Annotated in this window: 24 protein-coding genes; 4 read left to right on the plus strand and 20 right to left on the minus strand. The window is 61.5% G+C overall.

The window, feature by feature from the left end; translation table 11 throughout:
• Window positions 1-105: 105 nt before the first annotated feature.
• Both E4P09_RS17805 and hutC read left to right on the plus strand, forming a co-directional pair.
• The gene (locus E4P09_RS17805; RefSeq protein WP_137390974.1) at window positions 106-1,452 is read left to right on the plus strand and encodes a formimidoylglutamate deiminase; all 1,347 of its coding nucleotides are present in this window, start codon (window positions 106-108) and stop codon (window positions 1,450-1,452) included.
• Between the two features lie 53 nt (window positions 1,453-1,505).
• Window positions 1,506-2,246, plus strand: coding sequence for a histidine utilization transcriptional repressor HutC (gene hutC / locus E4P09_RS17810; protein ID WP_137390975.1), 741 nt, complete (start codon window positions 1,506-1,508; stop codon window positions 2,244-2,246).
• Between the two features lie 22 nt (window positions 2,247-2,268).
• On the opposite strand, the gene E4P09_RS17815 is transcribed toward hutC, so the two are convergent.
• Entirely contained in the window at window positions 2,269-2,868 is a 600-nt protein-coding gene (locus E4P09_RS17815; protein ID WP_137390976.1) for a TetR/AcrR family transcriptional regulator, read from the minus strand.
• Between the two features lie 92 nt (window positions 2,869-2,960).
• On the opposite strand from E4P09_RS17815, the gene E4P09_RS17820 reads away from it, so the two are divergent.
• Entirely contained in the window at window positions 2,961-3,467 is a 507-nt protein-coding gene (locus tag E4P09_RS17820; RefSeq protein ID WP_137390977.1) for an anthrone oxygenase family protein, read from the plus strand.
• Window positions 3,468-3,664: 197 nt separating this feature from the next.
• Here E4P09_RS17820 and E4P09_RS17825 read toward each other — a convergent pair whose 3' ends face one another.
• The 7 genes from E4P09_RS17825 to E4P09_RS17855 are packed head-to-tail and all read right to left on the minus strand — an operon-like array spanning window position 3,665 to window position 10,818.
• Window positions 3,665-4,687 (minus strand): thioesterase, FlK family, encoded by a 1,023-nt coding sequence (locus E4P09_RS17825; protein WP_137390978.1) that lies wholly within the window; start codon window positions 4,685-4,687, stop codon window positions 3,665-3,667.
• Window positions 4,684-6,267 carry an AMP-binding protein gene (locus E4P09_RS17830; protein WP_239025258.1) on the minus strand — a complete coding sequence of 528 codons (1,584 nt, stop codon included), beginning with the start codon at window positions 6,265-6,267 and terminating at the stop codon, window positions 4,684-4,686. The genes E4P09_RS17825 and E4P09_RS17830 overlap by 4 nt, the downstream gene beginning before the upstream one ends.
• A gap of 48 nt (window positions 6,268-6,315) precedes the next feature.
• Window positions 6,316-7,470: an ABC transporter substrate-binding protein gene (locus E4P09_RS17835; protein ID WP_137390980.1), complete on the minus strand. Its 1,155-nt coding sequence runs from the start codon at window positions 7,468-7,470 to the stop codon at window positions 6,316-6,318.
• Window positions 7,467-8,198, minus strand: coding sequence for an ABC transporter ATP-binding protein (locus E4P09_RS17840; protein ID WP_137390981.1), 732 nt, complete (start codon window positions 8,196-8,198; stop codon window positions 7,467-7,469). Before E4P09_RS17840 ends, E4P09_RS17835 begins: the two co-directional genes overlap by 4 nt.
• A complete protein-coding gene (locus tag E4P09_RS17845; protein ID WP_137390982.1) occupies window positions 8,185-8,964 on the minus strand; it encodes an ABC transporter ATP-binding protein in 780 nt (259 codons plus the stop codon). Before E4P09_RS17845 ends, E4P09_RS17840 begins: the two co-directional genes overlap by 14 nt.
• The gene (locus E4P09_RS17850; protein WP_137390983.1) at window positions 8,964-9,947 is read right to left on the minus strand and encodes a branched-chain amino acid ABC transporter permease; all 984 of its coding nucleotides are present in this window, start codon (window positions 9,945-9,947) and stop codon (window positions 8,964-8,966) included. Before E4P09_RS17850 ends, E4P09_RS17845 begins: the two co-directional genes overlap by 1 nt.
• 1 nt (window position 9,948) lies before the next feature.
• Window positions 9,949-10,818 (minus strand): branched-chain amino acid ABC transporter permease, encoded by an 870-nt coding sequence (locus E4P09_RS17855; RefSeq protein WP_137390984.1) that lies wholly within the window; start codon window positions 10,816-10,818, stop codon window positions 9,949-9,951.
• 220 nt (window positions 10,819-11,038) lie between these two features.
• On the opposite strand from E4P09_RS17855, the gene E4P09_RS17860 reads away from it, so the two are divergent.
• Window positions 11,039-11,692: a GntR family transcriptional regulator gene (locus tag E4P09_RS17860; protein WP_137390985.1), complete on the plus strand. Its 654-nt coding sequence runs from the start codon at window positions 11,039-11,041 to the stop codon at window positions 11,690-11,692.
• A gap of 151 nt (window positions 11,693-11,843) precedes the next feature.
• On the opposite strand, the gene E4P09_RS17865 is transcribed toward E4P09_RS17860, so the two are convergent.
• The 12 genes from E4P09_RS17865 to E4P09_RS17920 form a co-directional block, all read right to left on the minus strand.
• Complete coding sequence (locus E4P09_RS17865; protein WP_170984483.1) at window positions 11,844-12,617, minus strand: ABC transporter ATP-binding protein; 774 nt, start codon at window positions 12,615-12,617, stop codon at window positions 11,844-11,846.
• On the minus strand, window positions 12,608-13,411 hold the full coding sequence (locus E4P09_RS17870) for an ABC transporter ATP-binding protein (protein ID WP_137390986.1): 804 nt from the start codon (window positions 13,409-13,411) through the stop codon (window positions 12,608-12,610). The genes E4P09_RS17865 and E4P09_RS17870 overlap by 10 nt, the downstream gene beginning before the upstream one ends.
• A complete protein-coding gene (locus tag E4P09_RS17875; protein WP_170984484.1) occupies window positions 13,408-14,370 on the minus strand; it encodes a branched-chain amino acid ABC transporter permease in 963 nt (320 codons plus the stop codon). The genes E4P09_RS17870 and E4P09_RS17875 overlap by 4 nt, the downstream gene beginning before the upstream one ends.
• Window positions 14,371-14,449: 79 nt before the next feature.
• On the minus strand, window positions 14,450-15,322 hold the full coding sequence (locus E4P09_RS17880; protein WP_137390988.1) for a branched-chain amino acid ABC transporter permease: 873 nt from the start codon (window positions 15,320-15,322) through the stop codon (window positions 14,450-14,452).
• A 27-nt stretch (window positions 15,323-15,349) separates the two neighbouring features.
• Window positions 15,350-16,513, minus strand: coding sequence for an ABC transporter substrate-binding protein (locus tag E4P09_RS17885; RefSeq protein WP_137390989.1), 1,164 nt, complete (start codon window positions 16,511-16,513; stop codon window positions 15,350-15,352).
• A 53-nt stretch (window positions 16,514-16,566) separates the two neighbouring features.
• Window positions 16,567-17,109 carry a 3-hydroxyanthranilate 3,4-dioxygenase gene (locus E4P09_RS17890; protein ID WP_137390990.1) on the minus strand — a complete coding sequence of 181 codons (543 nt, stop codon included), beginning with the start codon at window positions 17,107-17,109 and terminating at the stop codon, window positions 16,567-16,569.
• Between the two features lie 30 nt (window positions 17,110-17,139).
• Window positions 17,140-17,994: an NAD-dependent epimerase/dehydratase family protein gene (locus tag E4P09_RS17895; protein WP_137390991.1), complete on the minus strand. Its 855-nt coding sequence runs from the start codon at window positions 17,992-17,994 to the stop codon at window positions 17,140-17,142.
• Window positions 17,991-18,413: an ester cyclase gene (locus E4P09_RS17900; RefSeq protein WP_137390992.1), complete on the minus strand. Its 423-nt coding sequence runs from the start codon at window positions 18,411-18,413 to the stop codon at window positions 17,991-17,993. The genes E4P09_RS17895 and E4P09_RS17900 overlap by 4 nt, the downstream gene beginning before the upstream one ends.
• A gap of 107 nt (window positions 18,414-18,520) precedes the next feature.
• Entirely contained in the window at window positions 18,521-19,978 is a 1,458-nt protein-coding gene (gene pdxR / locus E4P09_RS17905; RefSeq protein WP_137390993.1) for a MocR-like pyridoxine biosynthesis transcription factor PdxR, read from the minus strand.
• Window positions 19,979-20,202: 224 nt separating this feature from the next.
• Entirely contained in the window at window positions 20,203-21,039 is an 837-nt protein-coding gene (locus tag E4P09_RS17910; protein WP_137390994.1) for an aspartate dehydrogenase, read from the minus strand.
• A 4-nt stretch (window positions 21,040-21,043) separates the two neighbouring features.
• Entirely contained in the window at window positions 21,044-22,000 is a 957-nt protein-coding gene (locus E4P09_RS17915) for a dihydrodipicolinate synthase family protein (protein WP_137390995.1), read from the minus strand.
• Between the two features lie 46 nt (window positions 22,001-22,046).
• Window positions 22,047-23,477, minus strand: coding sequence for an NAD-dependent succinate-semialdehyde dehydrogenase (locus tag E4P09_RS17920; protein ID WP_137390996.1), 1,431 nt, complete (start codon window positions 23,475-23,477; stop codon window positions 22,047-22,049).
• Between the last annotated feature and the right edge of the window lie 74 nt (window positions 23,478-23,551).

The raw sequence follows: 23,551 nt of genomic DNA on the forward strand, positions 1-23,551 counted from the left end.
CGCATGGACCACTTTCAATCTGCCTATAACATGTATAGACATAATCGGGTCGATGACAAGCGCGAATCTTCTCTTGAACACGCAATGCAGATCGGGAGCCCTGCCATGACGACGTTGTTTGCTTCAACCGCGCTGCTACCGGGAGGGCTGGCCCGCGATGTCGCCATCGAAATCGAAGGCGATCGGATCGCGCGCGTGTCCGCCGGCGCGACCGCCGCCAGCCCGGATGAGCGCCACGCCTTGATCGTGCCGGGCATGGCCAACCTGCATAGTCACGCTTTTCAGCGTGCAATGTCAGGATTGACGGAGAGGAAGGGCCCGGCCGAGGACAGCTTCTGGAGCTGGCGAGCCGTCATGTACGAGTTCGCGCTGTCGATGACGCCGGACGATGTTGAGGCCGTTGCGGCGCAACTCTATGTGGAGATGCTTGAAGCCGGCTTCACGCGTGTGGGCGAATTTCACTACCTGCATCACGATCGGGACGGCATGCCTTACGCGAACATTGCGGAGATGGCCGAACGCATCGGAGCGGCCAGCGTCGAGACGGGCATCGGGCTGACGCTCCTGCCGGTTTACTATGCTCATTTCGGATTTGGCCCGAAGCCCCCTGCCGAGGGGCAGCGCCGGTTTATCAACGATCGCGAGCGGTTTGCCTCCCTCATGGCTGCGAGCCGGTCGGTCGTCGCCGGTGTGCCAGGCGCGCGGCTTGGCGTCGCGCCACATAGCCTTCGAGCGGCGACGCTTCCCGAGATACGCGACGTGATTGCACTCCCGCACGACGGACCTGTCCATATTCACGTCGCGGAGCAAGTTCTGGAAGTCGACGAGTGTCTCGAAGCCACGGGGGCCCGTCCGGTCGAACTGCTTCTTTCGAGCGTCGACGTGACGGACCGCTGGTGTCTCATTCACGCGACGCATATGAGCGATGCCGAGCTGCACGCCATGGCTAGGCTCGGCGCCATAGCCGGTCTTTGCCCGATCACCGAAGCCAACCTTGGCGACGGCATCTTTCGCGCCGCCGAATTTCGAGCAGCGGGAGGACAGTATGGCGTCGGCAGCGACTCGAACGTGCAGATCTCCCTTGCTGGCGAGCTTCGCCAGCTCGAATACAGTCAGCGGCTTGCGCGACGGGTGCGGAACGTCTTGGCGGCCGCTGGTGGCTCGACAGGCGAGGCCCTTCTGCTCGATGCCATGGCCGGCGGAGCACGGGCGCTAGGCGTTGCTGCCGGTATCGCCGAGGGGATGCCCGCAGACCTTGCTTCGCTCGATGTCAGCTCGGTTGAGTACCTGCCCGAACACAGTCTGCTCGATGCATTCGTGTTTGGCTCGGGGGTGAGCGTCGCGGACGTCTGGGTTGCCGGGCGAAAGCGCGTCTCCGGCGGCCGCCATCGGGACCGCGATGCCATCCGCAAGCGGTTCGAGGCGGCAATGGTTCGGCTGGTTCGGCGCTGAAGAACCCTGTATCAATCCCGGCATCGATGCCGTGCTTCGGAGTGTAACCGCGCGTGACCAAGGTCGAGGCAGCTGAGCGCGAGCCCGAGGCGGCCACGCTTCATCAGAAGATCGCCGGAGAAATACGGGGCAAGATCCTCTCGGGCGAATGGCCGGTTGGATATCGCTTACCCATCGAGGTCGATCTCGCGCGGGAGTACCGCGTGTCGCGGATGACGATCAACAAGGTGCTCACCCAGCTGGCGCGCGCCGGCCTGATCGAGCGGGTGAAGAAAGGCGGGACATTCGTCAGTCAGCCGCACACCCAGTCGGCCGTTCTCGAGATCGGCGACATCCGTCGAGAGGTGGAATCCCTCAAGCTTCCCTATGCCTTCAGGCTGATGAAGGCCGAACGTCGGAGGGCGACCAGCGCGGATCTGGCGCTGCTGGATGTCAGTGCTGGCGCACCTCTTTTGGAGGTCGTCTGTGTGCACACAGCAGGCGGAAGACCCTTCTGCCTCGAACAGCGTTTGATCAACCTGGTGACCGTCCCTGACGCCGCATCCGTAGAATTCAAGGACGTGTCTCCGTCACAGTGGCTGCTCAGCCAAATACCTTGGACGTCGGCGGAGCATCGCATTCATGCTGCAGCCGCTGCTGGCGATGACGCGGTCGCACTCGAGATTGCCGAGGGCACGGCTTGCCTGGTGATCGAACGGCGGACCTGGGGCGGCTCTGGGCCGGTGACGCATGTGCGGCTGACCTATCCGGGCGATCGTCACACGCTGATTGCGACCTTCACACCGGCATCGTAGCGCTGAGGCTCGCTGCAGGACCTCATGCGGCACATAGCTTTCGGAAGGCGACCATGGCTGTAACCGCTCTCTCCCGGATCTCCCTTTCGCTCGGAAGAGACAGTGCGCGGATGGCCCGTCGTATCTGCTGATCGCCAATCAGCAAATTCAGGAACCATTCCGTCGCTGTTCGGGCAGAGGGGGCTGTCAGCGTTCCGGCTCTTATTCCCCGCTCAATCAATGCCTCTATCAGTGGGAATACGCGTTCCCGGCCGGCTGCAGCAATCGTTGCACCAAGCTCACCGCTTTCATCGGACGCTGCCGCCCGGTTCAGCAAAATGGCTCTCTCGCCAAGCAACATCGAAAGCAGGACCGGGGCGACCGCTTCGAGCGTTTTCAGTGGGTCGGCGCCATCACTGATTGCGAACTCCAGGGTTGCTGTCGTTGCCTTGGCATTGCTCTCTACCATGGTCTTGAACAGTCCGCGCTTGTCACGATACCAGCGATAGAGCGTTTCGTTGGAGGCTTTTGCCTCCTTCGCAATGGCGAGCATGGATGTCCCGCCATAGCCGCGCTTTTGCAGCACCTTGTAGGCCGCTTCCTCGATCTGCCGGTGCCGTTCGGCCCTGTTCTCTTCGCGCATTGGCAACCTCCAGCCGCCTTGACTTGAAGCGTACATATCTATACGGATATGGTAAAGGCGTATAGATGTGTACGGTCTTTCGGAGGCCCGCCATGCCTGCAATGCTCCTAGTGCTGCCGATCGCATCCATTGTCTTTTGCGGAGCGATTTTCGGGTTCTTCTATGCATGGGTCTGCTCGACGATGTGGGGACTGGATCAGGCAGACCCCCGCATTGCGATCGAAGCCATGCAGGCGATGAACGGCTCGGTGCGCAACGCGGTCTTCTTTCCCGCATTTTTCCTGACGCCGGTCGTTCTGGTCGTCACGGTCGGCGCGTTGCGCATAGCCGGTCAAGGCGCGGCTGCGGCTTGGTTTTTTGCGGCTGCTGTTGTCTATCTGGCTTTTGGCCTTTTCCTTACGATGGCGGTGAACGTGCCGATGAACGAGGCGCTGGCGGCAATCACCGCTCCCACCGACAGAGAAGCTGCGCGTGAGATCTGGGCGAGCTATTCGGGGCGCTGGCAGTTCTGGAATCAAATCCGAACCATCGCATCTGGCACCGCTCTCGTATTCGCCGCCTTAGGGTCGATGAGAATGATCTTGCCTAGCAAACGATGATGGATAGGGGTCCATGCGGAACGACTGCTCGTGGGGCGACCCTTTCCCCCAAAGCGGCGGGACCGCCACTAGCCCGGAGTCGACCTCTTATGTCTTCGCTCTCCAGGTTCGACAGTCTTGGAGGAGGGTTGACGACTTTGTGCGCCGTCTGTTCACCTCAGCGTCAAACGCCGCGACGACCCCCGACGGCGGGCCACCTAAATTAATCCCGCTGCGAACCGATTCAAACTATCGCCGCCAAGGTGCCGGTCAAGCATGGAAAGACGATCATTCCCGAAGAATAGCTTGTCGTCGACTGCGAAAGTAGGCACCCCGAATACGCCCCGCGCAACCGCATCCTTCGTTTCACGCTCGAGGCGGTCCTTATAGACCGGCGAAGTCGCAGCGGCGCGAATAGCCTGTGGATCAAGCCCGATCTCCTCCGCCAGCCGGCCCAGCACGTCGAGATCGGAAATGTCGGCATTTTCCGACCAATACGCCTGCATGACGCGAACGACCCACCCGGGCGCGTGTCCTTCGTCGGCCGCAAAAATGGCAGCGCGCAGTGCCCGCGCCGGACGCAACGGAAATTGAGGGTGATAGGAGATCGTCAATCCGTAAAGCCGCGCCCAGTCCTGCATGTCCTCCTTATACCAACGAACGAATGCCGGATTCTCCTCAAGAACCCGGCGGCCGCCGATGGCGTCGATCAGGTTCGCCAGATGCAGCGGCCGCCAGTCAACCGTTGCGTCATGGCGTTGGGCGAGCCCGCCGATACGCGTGCTGGCGAGATAGCTCCAGGGGCTGTGAAAGTCGAACCAGAAGGTGACATTCCGTCGTGGCGCTTGCTCCGCCTGGACCTCCGAGGCCGCCGACAAAAAGCGGTCCAGCCGCACGAGGTGGCGCTCGTGTCGTCCCTGCATGATCACGCGCTGATCCTGGCTCGCCGCGACCGAAAACGCGAGGCGGCGGCCGTCAACCTCGACAAGCCGTGCTGTCATGCGCAATGGTTTGCTCGGAAAGGCAGGCGCCAGATGCTTCACGTCGATCAGGCTACCGACGGATGCCTCGCCGGCCGCGAAGTAAGCTCTGATCGCGAGATGGCACGCTTGCTCGAGGAAACCGATGATCGCCGAACTCGCAACGACGGTCACTCCCTCATTGCCGATCCTCGCCGCCGTTTCGTGCCCTTGGGGGACAACCTCGAAGGCGGCCTCGGCGCCGGGCGGGAAGCGCCTCATGGCAGGGGCTCCAATGCGCCTTGACTATGAAGCTCCCGAAGAGCCTGTTTGCGGATTTTTCCGCTCGCGGTCTGCGGGAATGATTCAACGCGGAAGAAGAGGGCGGGGACCTTGAAGCGCGCGATGCGCTCCGCGCAAAATGCTGCGAGATCGGCAGAGGTCGCCGTTCCGTCGAGCTTCACGACCGCTGCCACGATCTCCCCGTAATAATCATCCGGCACACCGAACACGGCGACGTCCGCGACGGCGGAGTGGCTCATGAGAACGTTCTCGATCTCGATCGGATAAATGTTTTCGCCGCCGCGAATGATCATATCACGAAGTCGGCCGCCAGCGATGACGAGATGGCCGGAGGAACGCAGGGAACCAAGATCGCCCGTCCGCAGCCAGCCATCCGGGCCGATAACGTCCGCCGTCGCCTCGGGCTTGTCGAAATAGCCCCGCATGACCATCGGTCCGCGCGCTTCGATCTGCCCGATCATGCCGATCGGCAGCGGCTCCCCGGTGTTCGGATCGGTGATCCGCACCTCATAGCCGGGCAGCGGCAGCCCCGCCGTTTCCAGCCGGTCCGGGTCGTTCTCGGTGGGACAGGAAATCAGCGTGCTCGACTCCGTCTGTCCGTAGACCTGAGCCAGCAGCGGCTGCGGAAACTCCTTTGCGCAGCGCCGAAGAATGTCCGGATTGCAATCTGCCCCGCCGCAGGTGCCGGTCCGCAGGGACGACAAATCATAGCGCGACCGGCTGGGGTGCTGCAGCATCGCAAGATAGGAGGTCGGTACGCCTGACAACGCGGTGCAGCGCTCACCTTCAATGACACGGAACATCAATTCCGGGTCGAAGGCCGGAACGCCGACATAGGTTGCCCCCCGCTGCAGACAGCCGAGAACATTCATGATGCAGCCGGCGCAGTGGAACAGCGGGATGATCGAGGTCCAACGGTCGCCAGCGCGGATGCCGAGCCGCTCGGCAACTTCCCAGGCATTCTGCAGCATACCGCGATGGGTAAGTAGCGCACCTTTGGCAAATCCCGTGGTGCCAGACGTGTATTGCAGCGAGGCGAGGTCGTCCGGACCGACCTGCGGCAGGGCGATACGGGTCTTGCTGCCCCGGCGCAGCAGCATCTCGAAATTGTGTTCTTCCTCCCCTGCCGCGCCGAGGACAATGACCAGCCGCAGGTCCGGCAGACCGCCGCGAAGGCCGCGCACCATTTCGAGATAGCGGTTGGACCGAAAGCTCTCGGAAACGATCAGCGCCTCGCTGCGCGACTGCGCCAACGCATAGCGCAGATCATCGGTGCGGTAATGCGTATTGAGCGGCACGAAGACACCACCCATTCGGGCCACGCCGATCTGTGCCAGTGGCCATTCGGGTCGGTTTTCCGCCAGGAGCGCGATATGCGCCCCTGGCCGCAGCCCGAGGTCAAGAAGTGCGCGGGCGAGCTGATCGGCCTGTTCATGCCACTCGGAGAACGTCACCCGCGCCCCGGTTTCCGGAAAAACCAGCGCTTCGGCCAAGCCACGGATCCGCGCCTGGTAGGCGAGCGCGGCTCCGGGCGTGTCGAACTCCAGATGGTGGGACACGGATGCTCGGGCAGGATTCTCTGTCATCGAAGAATTCGGACTCTCAGCTTACCAGCTCTTGATGATCTCGAGCTTGCCGCCCTTCCAGATGGCTACGCCGAACTTGTCGACGCCGGCATGGTCTTCCTCCGAATAGGTGATCGGCGGGAAAATGCCGGATTTGAAGTCCTTTATGCTCTCCATGGCTTCAATCAGCGTCTCCCGTGTCGGCTCGCCTTCGATCCGCTTCAAGGCTTCGACGAACAGCATGGCGCCGATCACACCGTTGTAGGCGAAGTAACCCGGACGGGTGTTGGGCGCGTATTTGGCGAGGATCTCGTTCGTGGCCTGCGCCTCCGGCATGTTGGGCAGAGCCACGTCGAACACGATGTGCATGCCTTCCACCGCACTGCCGCCGAGTTCAGCGAACAAAGGATCTGCAAGAAGCGAAGGGCCGACCCAGGTCGGAGCCCAGCCCTGCGCTTCCGCCGTCTTCAGGAACAGCGCCACCGGCTTCGGAATCCCGGCAAGAACCACCACGTCGGGTTCGGCGCTTCGGAGCCGTGCCACCTGGCTGCTCATGTCTATGTCGTTCGGCTCGTAACTGGCCTCGGCAACGATCTCTTTGCCGGCTTCCTTCAGCACCTCGACCAGGCCGTCATACGGATCCTTTCCGAAATCGTCGTTCTGGTACAGGATCGCGATCTTCTCCGCCTTGAGATCATCGAGGATGTATCTGGCAAGCGCGCGGCCACGCTCGACGCCGGTTGGCAGGATCCCGAACACCTCCTTGGCCTCCGGCTCGAGCAGTGTCGGGCTACCGACGATCGGTCCGATGAGGGGGACCTGCCGCTGCTTGATATATGGCAGCACCGCAAGATTGGTCACCGTGCCGAGCGTCGACACGAAAGCGAAGATTCCATCGCGCTCGACCAGGCTTCGCGCCGCGGCGACCGACTGTTGCGGATTGTACGAATCATTCTCGACCAGCCACTCGATCTTTCGGCCGTTCACGCCGCCATTCTCGTTCACGTGCCGCAGGTAAGCATTGGTGCCGTCGCGGACCTGGACGGCGCCCGCCGCCAGCCCGCTCTGCAAGGGCAGGAACGCGCCGATCACGACCTTGTCCTCCGTCACGCCGGTCGCCTGCGCCAAACCAGGCCCGGTGATGCCGACGGTAAACAGGGCCGCGACCACCGCCGCTTTGATGGCTTTTGCTTTCATTGTGTCTCCTCCTTGTGCTTGCTTGTTATTCCGTGCCCGAGATAGGCGGCCGCGACGGTTTGGTCCTTGACCAGCTCGGCGGCCGGACCCGCCCTCACGAGCCGGCCTTTTTCAAGGACGAATGCATCCTCGGCGATGCTTAGCGCCTGGCGCGCATTCTGCTCGACGAGGAAGACCGTGATGCCCTTGCGGTGAATGGCATCGATGAGACGCATCACCTCACGAACGAAGATCGGAGCGAGGCCCAGCGATGGCTCGTCGAGCAGCAGCAGACGCGGCTTCGACATCAAGCCTCGACCAATTGCCACCATCTGCTGCTCGCCGCCGGACAAGGTCTTGGCGAACTGCCTCCGCCGCTCGGCGAGCCGCGGGAACAGCGCCATGACCTCGGCGAAATCCTCATCGAGCCCATCGCGCCTGAGATAGGCGCCCATGCGGATATTTTCCTCGACCGTCAGGTCGCCGAAAAGCTGCCGCCCCTCGGGCACGAGGGCGAGCCCACGACCGACGCGCTGTTCGGTCGGCATGCTGAGGACATCATGCCCCTCGAACTGGATGCTTCCCGTCGAGGCGGGCACCAGGCCCAGAATAGCCTTCATCAGGGTGGACTTGCCGGCGCCGTTCGCGCCGAGAAGGCAGGCGATCGTCCCTGCGCGCACCTCGAGCGTCACGTCATCGAGCGCGACGACACCGCCATAGCGGACGCCGAGCGCCTCAACCCGCAGCATCGGCGACCTCCTCTCCGAGATAGGCCTCGATCACGTTCGGATCGCTCGCGATCTCGGCGGGCATGCCTTCGGCAATTTTGGCGCCGTGGTCGAGGACGACGATGCGGTCGCATGTGCGCATGACGAGCGGCATGTCGTGCTCGACCAAAAGGATGGTGAGGCCCCGCTCCTCGCGCAGCCGCAGGATCAGATCGCCGAGCTCGGCGCTTTCGGCCGGATTTGCTCCGGCGGCCGGTTCATCGAGCAAGATGAGCTTCGGATCGGCGACGAGCGCGCGGGCCAGTTCGACGCGCTTCTCCTGGCCGTAGGGGAGCGTGCTGACCACTCTGTCGGCGACCTCCGTCAGGCCGAGCGCAGCCAGCTCGGCCTCGACGCGCTCATGCGCGGCCCGTGCCTTCGCCCGCGCGGCTGGTCCGGCGACGAGGTCGGACAGGAGGCCCGCACGAAATCGGAAATCGCATCCGACCAGCACGTTCTCGCGAACCGTCGCTTCTCTGAACAGCTCCAGGTTTTGAAAGGTGCGGGCGATGCCGCAGGCGGCAAGTTCGTCCGTTCGGCGATCGAGCAGATTCGTGTCGGCATAGCGGACTTGGCCGGCGGTCGGCTCGTAAATGCGGCAAAGGCAGTTCAGGAGCGTGCTCTTGCCGGCGCCGTTCGGTCCGATCAGGCCGACGATCGAGTGCTCGTCGATCGCGAAACTCACCCTGTCGAGAGCGATGAGACCGCCGAAGGCGCACGTCAACTCCTGCACCTCGAGAATGGACATCAAGCCTCCTTGCCTGCCGCGGGCGTGCCGGCGGGGACGGGCCGCGGCTGGGGCCTGGCGAACAGGCTTGCGACGCGCTCGGGTAGACTCGCCAGCCCGCCCGGGAGGGTGAGCATGACGACGACCAGAATGACGCCGTAGACGACCATCTGTGCCTCGCCCATGTCGCGCATGAGCTCTGGCGCGAGCGCAAGGAAAGCGGCGCCGAGAACGGCGCCGGAGAGGCGCCCGAGCCCGCCGATGACGATCATGGTCAGGAAGGAAAGCGAAGCGGTCAGCGTGAATGTGGACACGCTTAGATAACCGACGAGATGGGCATAGAGCGCCCCGGAAATCCCGGTCAGGAATGCACTCAGCACGAAAGCTGTGATGAGGCTGCGGCTTCTGCTGATGCCGCAGCACTGGGCAGCGGTCGGACTCAACCGTAGCGCCATGAGCGCCCGTCCGCTCGGAAAGCGTTTAAGATTGTGCGCTGCCCACGCAAACAGCGCGCCCACTGCCACTATGACGTAGTAATAGTATTGGTCGGCAAGCAGTTCGGCCCCGAAAAAGGACGGTCTCGGCACGAACATCCCGGTGCGCCCGCCGGTCAGGCCTTCCCACTCATGCAGCACCTGTTCAATCACAAGCGCGAAGGCGAGCGTGGCGATCGCCAGATAGTGCCCCTGCACGCGCAGAGCCGGGATGGCGACGAGCAGGCCGAAAAGACCCGCGATGACGCCGCCGGCGATAACGCCCAGCAGGAAAGGAAAGCCGACTTTCGTGACGAGGATTGCAGAGCCGTAGGCGCCGAGCGCCCAAAAAGCGGCATGCCCGATGGAGACCTGACCGGCCTGCGCCACCAGGATGTTCAGGGCGAGCGCCACGATGAAATATGCGGCGATCGTGCACAGGATGAAATCGACATAGCTGCCGCCGAGCCACGGTAGCGCTATGATTGCAACAACGGCGGCGAGCGTCTGGAGAAGGCGATACACGCTCACCTCACACCTTCTTCACCGACGGTTTCCCGAGCAGTCCCTCGGGGCGAACCATCAGAACGGCCACAATCACCACGAACGCGATCGCGTCGTCGAAAGCCGAGGAAACGTAGACGCTCGTCAAGCTTTCGACGACGCCGACGAGCACGCCGCCCAGTACCGCGCCGGGAAGGCTGGTGAAGCCGCCAAGAACAGCTCCCGCCAAGGCTTTGAGCAGAACCAGGAACATCATGTTCACATCGATGAAGGTCAGCGGCGCGATCAGTACGCCGGCGACCGCACCGATTCCGCCTGCGATCGCCCACGACAGGAGTGACACGCGGCCGACAGATACGCCCATCAGCCGCGCCGCCTGCGGGTTCATGCTCGCCGCCCGCATCGCGGTTCCCTGGCGGGTATGCTCAAGGAAGACATACAGCCCAACGAGAACCAGAACCGAGACCCCGGCGATGGCGAGATTGCTTGGGGAGACCAGAGCGCCAGCGATCTCGATCGGCGCTTGGGGCAGAAGCGAGGGAAACGTAAACGCGTCGAAGCCCCAGATCCAGCCGGCGCCATAGTGAAAGATCATCCACAATCCGATCGTGACGATGAGCGCGTTCAATGGTGGCGCGCCGAGCAGCGGCCGGATAGCGATCCGCTCCGTCAGAGCGCCTAAAAGGGCGCCGATCGGGAAGGCAAGCAAGAGCACGGCGAGCAGCGGCAGCTTTCCCGCAGTCAGCAAAGATAGTCCCGCGAAGGCGCTGACCATGGCCATCTCGCCCTGGGCGAAATTCACCACGTCGGTCGCTTTGAAGACCAGGACGAGCGCGAGCGCGATCAGAGCATAGATGCAGCCGATGGCGACCCCGGAGACGAGAACCTGAATCAGCATCGCGCGAACCGAAACTTCGCGCGAAAGTCCGACCGACAGAAGGCCGCGCTACCGCTTTCCGGTCGCGACATCCACCCATTGCAAGCTCTAGGACTCCTCCGCATGCGTTCCTAGCCTCGGCAAAACCAGTGTAATATATTACCGATATATCGCTCGTATGCAACCGCCAGAATCGTCTATATGCTTTGCGATTTTCGCGAGGTGCTTGGGAGCACGATGAATGACGCAATCAGAGCTTGCGTTTAACACGCTTCAGCGACTGATCGAGGAAGGGCGGCTCAAGCCTGGCTCGATGATATCAGAACGGGGTTTGATGGCGATTACGGGTCTCGGGCGCACCCCGGTGCGCGAAGCCATCCAACGTCTCGAACGCAACTACATGGTTCGCGTCCACCCGAGCAAGGGAATCGAAATTCCGGCGAACTCGGTCGAGGATCAACTCAGCAGGCTCGAGGTCCGCAGAGCAATGGAAGTCCTTGCGGTGGGGCTGGCCTGCAAGCGAGCGACGGCGAAAGATCTTGAACTGATTGAGGCAATGGCGACGGCGCTGAAAGCTGATTTTTCGTTCAGCGACTATGCCGAAACGGTACGCCAAACCCACAAGCTGATCATTGATTCCGCGCATAACCCCTACTTGGAGGCTCTGATGAAGCCTTTGCAGGCGCTGTCGCGGCGCTTCTGGATGACGCATGTTCGCGACGAGAACGCCGAGGTTTTGCGCGGCAAAACCCTGCATCGTGAAATTCTTCTGGCAATCGCGGAACGCAATGTCCGTCGGGCTGAAGCGGCATCGCTGGCGCTGAACGATTACCTGGTCGAGTTCGCGTTGAGGACTGTCAACGAGAATGTCAGGACCGGCGGAGGGTGGTTTTGAACCCGCCCCTGTCATTGCACTGAACAGTTCGGCGCCGCACGAGATGGACGAGAGATCTACCCTTGGACCGGTGCCGCTCCATGGCCGCCACCAGGTGTCCCAATGCAGAAATACGTGCCCTCCGAACAGATGCTGCGAAACGTAGCTTTGATCAGCCGTGCGCTTCTCGTCCAAGATAGGCAGAAATGACGTTATGATCGGCCATTACGGTCGCCGGATCGCCTTCCGCAAGAGATCTGCCGTAGTCCAAGACATGGACCCGGTCCGCAAGATCCGAGACCATTTGCATGTCATGTTCGATCCAGAGCATGGGGAGGTTGCGCTCTGCCTTTATCTTCAACATGAAGAACGCCAGGTCTTCGCGCTCTGGTTGGGTCAAGCCCGCCGAAGGTTCGTCGAGCAGCAGAATGGAGGGCTCGGCACACAGCGCGCGGGCGAAGCCGACGATCTTCTGCAGACCGAAGGGCAAGGTTCCTACCTTTCGATCGCGAAATTTTTCCAGCTCAAAAAAGCCGATCATCTCGTCGACGGCCTGTCGGTGCCGCTCTTCCTCGCGCCGCATCTTGCGCGTGCGCAGCATCTCTGACCAGATGCCCGTGTCCATGAGGCTGTGACGGGCTGTCAGCAGACTGTCGGCGATTGTCATCTGGGCGAACATTTCGCCGTGTTGGAAGGTGCGCCTCACTCCACGCGCGGCAATGTCATGCGGCGTCAAACCGACCAGGCTGGTGTCATGGAAGGTAATCGTGCCAGAAGGCCTGTAGATGCCGCTTATGCAGTTGAGCACGCTCGTTTTTCCAGCACCGTTCGGCCCTATCAGAGCGAACAGGTCGCCGTTGCGCACACTGAACGAAACCTCGTTCAGTACCGTCAGGCCCCCGAAGCCAAGGCTGACCTTCTCGAGAACGAGTGCCGTCAACTCCAACTTGAAACTCCTCCGGCAGCGCGGCAATCCCGGTAGCTCTTGCGCGTGCCATTGTTGGCGCCGAGATAAATGCGCTGGACATCCGCATTCTCGGCAAGTGCCTTCGGCGTCCCTTGCGCCGCAAGGCGGCCGTTTTCGAGCACATAGACATAGTCGGCCATTCGCATGGCCAGCCCGGCGCTTTGCTCGACCAGCAACAGCGTCAGCTTGATCTCACGTCTGATTTCCAGCAACCGTTCCGCCAGCTCTTGTACCACGATGGGCGCAAGCCCCAGTGAGAGCTCGTCGATTGCAAGGAGGCGCGGCCCGCAGACGATGGCAGCAGCGATCGCAAGCATCTGACGCTCGCCTCCCGAAAGCAGCCCGGCTTCCTTGCGCCTCAGATGGGCCAATCGGGGGAAATAAGTGTAAGCCAATTCCTCGCGACGCGCTCTGTTGGAAGCGCTCCACCGAGATGGTCCTACTGCCGCGATGTTCTCGCTCACGGACAGGTTCGGGAAGACCTTGTCACGCTCCGAAACCAGCACGAGCCCCGCTGAAGTGATCTGATGTGGCAAAAGGCCCAGCAACGAAGTTCCGCAAAATGTGATGGCGCCACGCCGGACACGCGCCCTGTCGAGTGGAATAAACCCGGTGATTGCCCGCAGCGTCGAGGTCTTCCCGGCGCCATTCGCCCCCAAGATGCTGACCACCTGTTGCTCGGCGACGTGAAAGCTCACATCCTGGACGGCGATGATCGCTTTCTTGTACGTGACCTCGAGGGAATCCACCTTGAGCAAAGGCTGCTCGCTCATGGCCGCCTCCCGAACCGCATTCTCAGATCGCCCCACATTCCAGCCAGTCCACTTGGCTTGAAAAGCAGGAACGCGATCATGACGGCTCCGAAAGCCGCGTAATTCACGGCAAAGACCGAGCCCGCATACAAATCGGCTCCCGGCAGAAGATCCAGCGCCGCCTCGATCGCATAGGGCATCAGGACGACGAAGAATGCGCCGCAGATCGCTCCAGCGAGAGATCCCATTCCGCCGATTATGACCATCGCGATATACTGGATCGAGACGAAAATCGAGAACGCTTCGACCGATACGAAGCCGCGGTAGTATGCGAAGAGAGCGCCTGCTATCGCAGTTATGGATGAACTGAAGACAAACGCCAGGAGCTTGAATCGAGCAACGTTTATGCCGAGCGCGGACGCTACGGTCGGGTGGGCGTGCAGGGCGAGCCAAGCCCTGCCCGTACGGGCGTGGACAAGGCGCCAGCACAACAGATACGCCAAGCTCAGTGCCGCCACCAAGACGAAGTACCAGGTCCGCCCGCCATAGATCTCGTATCCGAAGAGAACGGGCGGATCGATCAGGATCCCGCTCGAGTAGCCACGTTTGACCTCATATTCGGCTCCTCCATAGAGCACCACAAAATGCAAGGCGAGCGTGCTTACGGCGAGATAGACGCCGCGGACCCGCAACGACGGGAGACCAAAGATGAAGCCGAGTGCCGCGCCGGCGAGGCCGGATGCCGGCAAGGTGATCCAGAACGGCGCGGAAAACTCGCGGAACAGAATGCCAGTGGTAAAGGCTCCTGCTGCCATTAGTCCGGCGTGGCCAAGCGAAATCTGGCCGGCGATACCGGTGAGGATCATCAGCGAAAGCGCGCCGATCGAAGCGAGCAGAAACTGGCATGCAAGATCGACCAGGAAAGGCGATGCGAAGAATGGCGGCAGGGCTACAACGGCGGCCCACAGCGGCAGAACCAACCACCTGAGTTCACGCCGGCCGGCACCGAGGGGCGTTGCGGCCGCGCCCGGCCGCCCTGCCAGATCCGGTGAAACCAGGTCAGACACGGTCGAGTTCCTCGCGAGAGCCGAAGATGCCCCAAGGCCGCACTATGAGCATTGCGATCAGGATAAGGAACGGCACCACATCGGAAAGCAGCGGATCGACATGTTGAATGAGCGTGACCTCGATGAACGAGACGATCAGCGACCCGATCACTGCGCCAAAGAGACTGTCGAGGCCGCCGACGAGGGCGGCCGGAAAGGCCTTCAGGCCGATCATCATCATCGAATTGTTGAGGCCCGAGTCGAGGGCGATGAGCATTCCGGCCAAAGCGCCGGTGAAGGTCGATATGCCCCATGTCATGGCGTAGATCCCGCCCAAATTGATGCCTCTTTGGCCGGCGAGCAGCGTGTTCTGTCCGGCGGCCCGCATTCTGATGCCCCACCGGGTCAGCTTTAGAAACGCGAACAGCGCCGAATAGACGACCGCGCATGTCGCGACCAGGAAGAGCGACATGAGCGAGATTCGCGCACCAAGAAAGATCTCCACTGAGGGATTGGCGACTTTTAGGGCCGCAGCTGGATATTGCTGCTGCGCGGACCAGATGAGAGTGACCAGTCCGCGGATGAGGATGCCCAGCGCAATTGTGGTCAGTACCGCAGCCAGCACGGACTCCCCCGTCATGCGGCGCATGAGCATTAGGTAGACGAGAACGCCGACCGAGAGGCTCAACAGCGCCGCAACCGCGAGCGCGACTGCAGGATTGCTCGATACGGAAGCGGCAGTCGTCAGCAGCAGGTAAGCGCCAAGCATCATGAGCTCACCGTGCGCCAGGTTAAGCACGCGGCTCACCTTGTAGATAAGCACGTATCCACAGGAGATCAGCGCATAGATAGATGCGAGAACCACGACATTGACGGCGAGCTGCATCGCCCTTTCCCCCTTCGGCCGGCACGACTATTCGACGTCGTATCCGCGCCAGTCGCGAACGATGCGAACACGCCCACTTTGCCTGTCCCATCGGTAGACCCGATAGGACTGCTTGAGGCGGAAGTGGTTTTCGGGAGACCACTGGATCGGGCCTGCACGCAAGCCCTTGGTGTCGATGCTGAGATTGGCCATGGCCTCTGCGAGGCCCGCGCCCGTGACAGGCCAACCGGCCTTCTCGAAGGCTGCCTCTATGGCCATGCCGGCGATCCAGCCTTCCGCCATCTGATCCGCCGGAAAGGTCGCCTTCGCGGCTGCGGCCGCTGCGGAGATCTCTTCATGCACCGGAAGGCGCTCGCTGAAAAGTGCATTGGTCCCGATGGCATAGAAGCCTTCGTCGCCTAGCCGAGCCAATTCCTGCTCGGCTTCGATATGCGCCCAGGTAATGTAATTGCCAGTCCAGCCCAGCTTGCGCAGGCTCTCGAATGTCCTCACTTCGGTCACCCACGGCGCCCAGGTATAGACCCAATCGGGCCTGGTCCGGTTTAGGCTGGTTGCGAAGGAGGTGTAATCTGCGGAGGCCGGTGGAATAATCTGCTTGTCGGTGACCTTCATCCCCCGTTCACCGGCAAGCTTCTCCGCGAAATCGATCCCGGCGCGCGAAATTGGAATCGTCGCTGCCACCAGACCGAGAGTGACCTTTTCCTCGCCGGACTGCGACTCTATGAAGTCAATCGATGCGAGACTGTCATATGTCGCCGCATACCCGGTGGTGCAGAACAGGGTCGGCTCGGCCGGCGGAAAGACCTCCTCCGGACACACCGAACTGGCGAACAGCAGGGGCACGCCCGCCCGCACGGAGTCGGCGATCATGGGCGCGAAGGTGGAAGATAGGCTGGCATTGACCAACAGCACCACCTGATCCTGGTTGATCAGACGCTTCGTATTCGCCGCTGCCTTGGACGGTTCGCCTTGATCGTCCAGCAAGATCAGGTCGATCTTACGGCCATTGAGGCCGCCATCGCCGTTGAGCCTGTTGATATAGAGGCTCAGTCCTTCCATGGCGGCAGCGTAGTTTCCCGACGCAGGTCCGGTGAGCGCTGCGCTCACCCCGACCTTGTAAGCCTCGTCAGCCAATGCAGGTCCAGACACGCAGGCCAGCAGCAACACGGCCATCTTTGCCTTGAGCTTCACGATCCCCACCCCTTTTTATGTTCGTAGCGTCAGCTTGCTTCATGTCGCGGCCGTCATAGCCGCACCCAGCCCTCGGGGGGCTCCTTGCCGGGATGCAGCGCGCCGCAATTGGGGCATGTGCGCTTTTCCATGCTTGCGTAGAAATCTTTGTAGACCGGGGGCAGATCGCGCACGATCGACACCAGGTCCACCTCGGCGCGATGGACGAGATGGCTGCATTCGAAGCAGTACCATTCGAACCCATCGAGGGCACCCTCCGGCCTTTTCGGTTCGACCACCAGGCCTATGGAACCCTCGACAGGCCTTTGCGGTGAGTGCCGGACATGAGGCGGCAGCAGAAAAATGTCCCCCTCTTTCATCTTGACGTCATAGAACTCGTCGCCGTCCTTCAGCTTCAGCACCATGTCGCCCTTGAGCTGATAGAAGAACTCCTCGACCGGATCATCATGGTAATCCGTTCGCTTGTTAGGCCCCCCGATCACCGTCACCATCAGGTCGGCGCTCTCCCAGATCTGTTGGTTGCCGACGGGCGGTTGCAGCAGATGACGGTGCTCGTCGATCCATTTCTGGAAATTGAATGCACTGAGCCTGCTCACGTTCACCTCCATGTGCCTGCGGTTGCGATGTCAGGACCAACCTGACCTGTAGGTCGCGTAGACTGGGCTCCAGCCAAATGTTTCGCGCATGCGACTGTTGCTGGCCCGGCAGGATGCCCAGACCACAGCGCCACCCGGTTTCGGGCTCGGTCCGCGCTCTACGGCGGCGATGTGCTGGAAGAGCGTCGCATAAGGTACCGGCTCATCGTCTACGACATTGAATACGGTGCGTTTCGGCTCATGCTCGAGGGCTGTGATGACGGCTCGCGCATAGTCCACAACGTGTATGAGCGAGATGAATCCACGACCATCTCCCGGAAGCGACAGGGAGCCGTCACGTGCCGCGGCACGCCACGCTTCGTCTTGCCCTGCATGGGGGCCGTACAGAATCCCGCCGCGTAGTATCGTCCAGCCCAGGCCGCTTTCCTTGACCAGTCGCTCCATTTCGATAGAGGACTCCGTTGCCCGCGTGGGATGCGGCGGGGCGTCCTCGTCGCGGAGCTGATCCGTCCCATCGGCGGTCAGATGGACGACACCCTGTTGTATGTAGCGCTCCACGCCCAGGTCGCGACAGGCGTTCAGCAGGTTGGCCGTTCCCTCGGTCCGGATCCGGTCGTTGAGTGTCCAGTCTACCGGTTGGCCAGGACGCGGAACGGCTGTCGCGACATGAATGGCGGCATCGCACGAGCGAAGTGGCGCCCGCAGATCAGCCGGACTGAGGATGTTCCCCACGGCGCATTCGATGCCGAGTTGGCTCAGCCATCCAGCGGCTTCTCCTTCGAGAACCAGGGCAACAACCTTGTGGCCGCGCTCAACCAGCCGGGGCATCAGTTGCCGGCCGATGACGCCCGTCCCTCCGACGACGAATACCCGCATCGCGTTCATGCCGCCTGCTCACGGGCACCGATTTGCGAGAGCAAGCTGCCGAGATCGTAGTACGTCCTTTCGCCTGCGAGCAGACCGTCCCGAAAAGTGAGAAAGCACACGAGCGGGAAGTCTATCCGGCGTCCTGTCGGTTCTTCACCAACGAAAGAGCCCTGGTGTCTTCCCTGGTACCGGGCTTCCGAAACGATGTTGTTGTTGTCGAGGCGGTGCCGCTTTTCGCTCACCACGATCAGATCGAAAGCTTTCCACCAGAGCCCGTAATACTCAGCCGCCCCCTTGTGCCCCACATAATTGATCATCCGAGCCCGGTCTTCGAACAGACATTCGGGGTGGAGCGTCGCGAGGGTAGCCTCCATGTCATGTTCGTTCTCAGCAAGCAAATGCTGCTTCAGGATCGCAAGGTTCTTTTCGAACTCCATGATGGAACTCCCACTCTTTATTCGCGAGCAGGGATAGCGGTCACGAGCAAAGCCTGGAAGTTCCAAAAACCGCGATACGGACTGGGCCAATCACGACCCGCGCGCGGTCAGGCGAATTGTGGAAAGTGGTCTGCGATGGCGTCGTAAAGGCGCCCCACGAGTGCTTTGGCGCGTCTCTCGTGAATGTTGGTGAAGCCGAGGATGAGCCCTTGCTTCTGGGGACCTGACCAATAGCGGTCAGACAGCGCCTCCACCGCCAGCCCGCTTCGATAAAGAAGCCGGCTGATCTCGCTATCGTGTCCCACCTGCGGAAGCCTGGCGATCAGATGCATTCCGCCCTGGTTCTGGTCGACCGACAGGCGATCGTCGAATCTCATCGAAATGGCGCGCAGCAAAGCGATGCGGCGCTTGCTATAGAGGTCGCGCATCCGCTTGACATGTCTTGCAAAATACCCTTCGTTCATAAAATCGGCGACAATGGCCTGCTCGAAGGGTGACCGGCCGGCATTGGCTGACCTAGCCGCAGCAGCTAGCCGCGCGAGGAGGATCTCCGGAGCAACCATGTAGCCCAGACGCAAAGCCGGAAAGAGGACCTTGCTGAAGCTGCCGACATAGATAACGCGATCAGATCGATCCATGGCCTTCATTGCGGGCTGGCGGACACCGCAATAGTGAAACTCGCCGTCGAAGTCGTCTTCTACGATCCAAGAATGGTTCGAGCCGGCCCAATCCAGAAACAGCGATCGCCGCGCGACCGTCATGGTCGTGCAAAGCGGCTGCTGATGCGCGGGCGTTAAAATCGCAAGGGACGCGTTGGGGCAGTGCATCATTGCCTCCGAGAGATCGGCGCCGCATTCGTCTATCTCGAGCGGCACCAACCCGGCTCCCATTGACCGGAGGAGGAATTGGGCACGAAAATAACCGGGGTTTTCGAACCAGACCGGATTGCCAGGCTGGAGCAGGGCGCGCGCGATCAACTCGAGCGCGCCCTGGTAGCCATTCGTGATGATTATGTTCTCGGCCGAGCACTGAATTCCCCGTGAGACGAGAAGATAACTCGCGATCGCGCGCCGCAAAGGTTCAAATCCGAGCTCGTTGGGGTAGTCCATCTGGCGCGGACTCATTCTGCGTGCCCTGCAACTCGCCAGCCTCGCCCATGTCTTGTATGGAAATTGGTCAAGCGCGGGAAGGCCGATCTGAAACGGCAGCGGTTCGGCTTTTTCCCCATTTATTCCGGTCGCTTCGGCGCTCAGGCTCCTCTCCTCGGTCGCTTCAGCGCCGGACGATAAACCTTGGTCAGTGACGACGGTGCCAACGCGCCCTTGAGCAACCACCAACCCTTCGCCCTGGAGCCTGGCATAGGCTACGTCGACCGTACCCCGTGCGATTCCAAGGTGTGAAGCAAGAGCGCGGGACGAGGGCAATCGATCGCCAGCCCCAAGAACCCCTTTTTGGATGGCGCCACGGACACGTTGATAGATCTGCTCGTGGAACGGCATTACCGCATCACTCGTGAGTGGCTGCTGAAGCTGAAGAAGACGACTGTCACGCGCTGTGAATTCCATCGTACAATCCTGCGATGGCAGCCCCACATCCAGATCGATACATACTCGTCTCGGCGATGCTGACGCGTCACCCACTCCCAGTCTATCGCGGGTGCGCGAGGGCGTTCAATCATGGCAAAACGCCGGCAGGCCGACATGGCCCTCCTCGACGCTTATGGGTGGCCGGAGTCATCTCGACCAAGGCCATGTGCAAATCGGCGCCGCGCCACTCCGACATCAGCCTGCTATAGCGCCACCGGCAAGAACCTGTTCTCGAGAGTTCGTACTATGCTCAAGGCTGTCATCAGAGAAGATTTTGGATTGTCCTTCACCGGCACGGCGTCGATCTTGAATTCCAGGGATCCAAACACGCCGCGGGCGCGGACGTAGTGTTCATTTCTCTGCAGCTTTGGATCGGCGATCAGCGTGCTCCGTATCTGCACAACGTCTCCAACCGCCAGGCGGATGGTTGCCGCTACATTTGCATTTTGGGGAAACAGTTCCGCCGCCCGTTCCGCATTTCCCGTAAACACCACGACACGTTCGTCGCAGCCATCGAGGTCGATAAAGTCATCCGCCGCGGTTCCGCGCCATGCCACGGGAGGCTTGGCGATTACGTGCTCGACGGTTTCCACCCCCGCTATTGCGGCGGCGCGCAGGCCGTCAATACCGCCGATTGCGCCAGGTATCACAAGCAACTGGCGGCCTGCGGCCTGCGCCAGCTGCAATATCTCTGACCTGAGTGCTTGATCCATCAGCGCCGCCGTGGAAACGAGGGCGAAATCGCTCGGAATCGAGAATGCAGCGACCGCCCATGGCGCCACCGCTGAACGGCCAGCGATCTCCAACACCAGGTCGGGTGCCAGGTCTTTCAGCTCGCTCGGCTTTGCAACAACCCTGGCGCCTTTGGGAAGATCGCTGCGAGGCACGGTCACATGTCGGACGACCACGCCGACAACGTCTGCGGCCACGTCGCGATGCTGGCTCAAAAGCTGGCTGACATGCCGTGCGAGAGCACCCCAGCCGACGATGCATATGCGGCCAGGCCTGCGGGCTCTCGCATCGGTAGCAAGTCCCGTCATCGACTCAGCCCACGATCAGCCCGCAACGTTCAAAGGCGGTACGCGTCGCGATCTTCTCCTCGTTGGTCAGCGGCAACAATGGCATCCGAACCGTTCCGCCTACCTGGCCAAGAAGTTCCTGCCAGTACTTCTGATGGGCATGCGGCTTCTCGGCGGGACGTGTCGACCTCAGAGCAGCACGGACCGGGTCGAGGCTGTCGCGGATGCGCCGCGCCTCCTCTCTTTTCCCTGCGAAGGCGAGATCGGTATACTCGCGCATGCGCTTATCGCGCGCGGTTTGCAGCAGGTAGGGAGGAGAAGAGCAGAGGTAAAGCTGCCACCCCAGATCGAGGATATTGTCCAACCACTCTTCTTCGGACGCCGTGCTCACGAGAATTCGGTCGCCGGCAAGCCTCGTCAGCTCGGCATACATGTGCCGCGGGACGCTGTATTTGATGGCAACGACGTTCTCGATGTCTGCCAGACGATTGCAGAGTTCCGGACTCATGAGGTATCCGCTGTCGGGATGGCTCCAGAGCGCGATTCCGATGTCGACCGCCTGCGCGATGGCCGAGTAGTAGTTCAGAAGCGTCTCGTCGTGAGCCTTGAAGAAGTGCAGCACGGGCGCATGCACCACGATGTAGTCCGCGCCCACCGCCTGAGCATGGCGTGCCAGCTCGATCACGGTGTCTAGGTTCTGATCGGAGCACGACATGATCGTTGCCGCTCTGCCTGCACACGCATCGACTGCAAGTTCGAAACTGCGCTTGCGTTCTTCCAGTGACATGGAAAAAAATTCGCCCTGTTTACCGGCGATGAAGAGACCGTCTATAGACAGATCTTCGACCCAGTGGTCGACGTTCTTCCGCCAGCCCGGCTCGTCGATGGCTCCGGTCGGCGTGAACGGCGTCAACGCCGCCGCCCAGATGCCTTTCATATGTTGCCGCGCGTAGGCCTTGGCGTCCTTCTTGGCGTACTTCATCGAGGTCCTCACACCCGAATTTGGCGTGAACTGCTGGCCGGCATGCTCAGGCCATCCGATGGGAGACGGTCTTGACAATGGTGTAGTTCAAGATGCCTTCCGCGCCCCCTTCGCGCCCATAACCACTCTCTTTCACGCCGCCGAAAGGGGTCTCCGCCACGGATGCCTCCAACGTATTGATGGAGAGATTTCCTGCCTCGATGCAATCAGCGAGATAATCCACGTTGCGGGCAGAATGGGTGAACCCGTAAGCGGCCAGTCCGAAGGGGAGGGCGTTGGCCTTCTCGACCGCCTCTTCAAGAGACGCCACCGGATTGATGATAGCCAAGGGGCCGAAGGGCTCCTCTCGCATAGCCCGTGCGTCGTCGGGAAGTTCCGCGAAGACGGTGGGGGCAAAGAAATAACCCCGGTTGCCCAGACGGTCCCCTCCGGTGAGAAGTCGGCCTCCCTTCGCGCTCGCATCCGCAACAAGACCCTCCAGTGCCCCCACGCGACGCTGGTTGGCCAAAGGGCCTACATTCGTATCGGCATGAAGGCCGTTGCCGACCTTCATCGCGCGCGTGCGTTCCACGAAGGCCTTTGAAAAGGCGTTGAAAACATCCTGATGCACAAAAAAGCGGGTCGGCGAGGTGCAGACCTGGCCAGCGTTTCTCATCTTGCGAACGGCCGACATTTCGGCAGCCGCAGCGGGATCGAAATCGTCGCAGACGATTACGGGCGCATGCCCGCCGAGTTCCATCAACACCGGCTTCATGTGGCGTGCCGCAAGTTCGGTCAGCCGCTTGCCAACTGCCGTCGAGCCCGTGAAAGCGACCAGTCGGACCTGCTCTCGTGGGATGAGGAACTCGGAAACGCGGGCGGGAACACCAAAGACGAGGTTCAGCACACCGGGCGGCAGTCCTGCATCGTGAAAGGCGCGCGCGATATGAAGGGCACCGGCCGGTGTTTCTTCGGAGGCCTTGATGATGATCGAGCAGCCGGCGCCGAGCGCGCCCGCAATCTTTCGACACGGCTGGCTCATGGGAAAGTTCCACGGCGAGAAAGCGGCCACGGTGCCGATCGGCTGATGAAGAACGATGTAACGGATACCCGGGCCGCTCGGGATTACGCGACCATAGGTGCGCTGCCCTTCGGCAGCGTCCCATTCAATGAATTCACAGCCACGGATTACCTCAAGACGTGCCTGTTCGAGCGGCTTGCCGTGTTCCAAGGTGATCGCCAGCGCAATTTCTTCGATCCGCTGGCGCATGAGCGAGGCCGCGCGGAGCATGATCTGCGCACGAGCCGCAGGCGCTGTCCGACTCCATGTGGCAAAGCCGATGGCAGCGGCTTCGAGCGCATCGGCTAAATCTACGTCGTCCGCTAACGGCACGTCGCCGATCGTCGTTTCGTCGGCCGGGTTGATGACGGGCTCACAAGACGCGGTGTCACGCCAATGGCCGCCGATATAAAGCTGCAGCCGCGGATAGTACGTCATCTGGGCTATCATCCTCACCGACCGAAAAACCGGGCCGTGCCGCGATCGACGCGACGATTGAAAAACAGTTCAAT

The sequence above is a fragment of the Rhodoligotrophos defluvii genome (genome assembly GCF_005281615.1).
Taxonomy (GTDB): domain Bacteria; phylum Pseudomonadota; class Alphaproteobacteria; order Rhizobiales; family Im1; genus Rhodoligotrophos; species Rhodoligotrophos defluvii.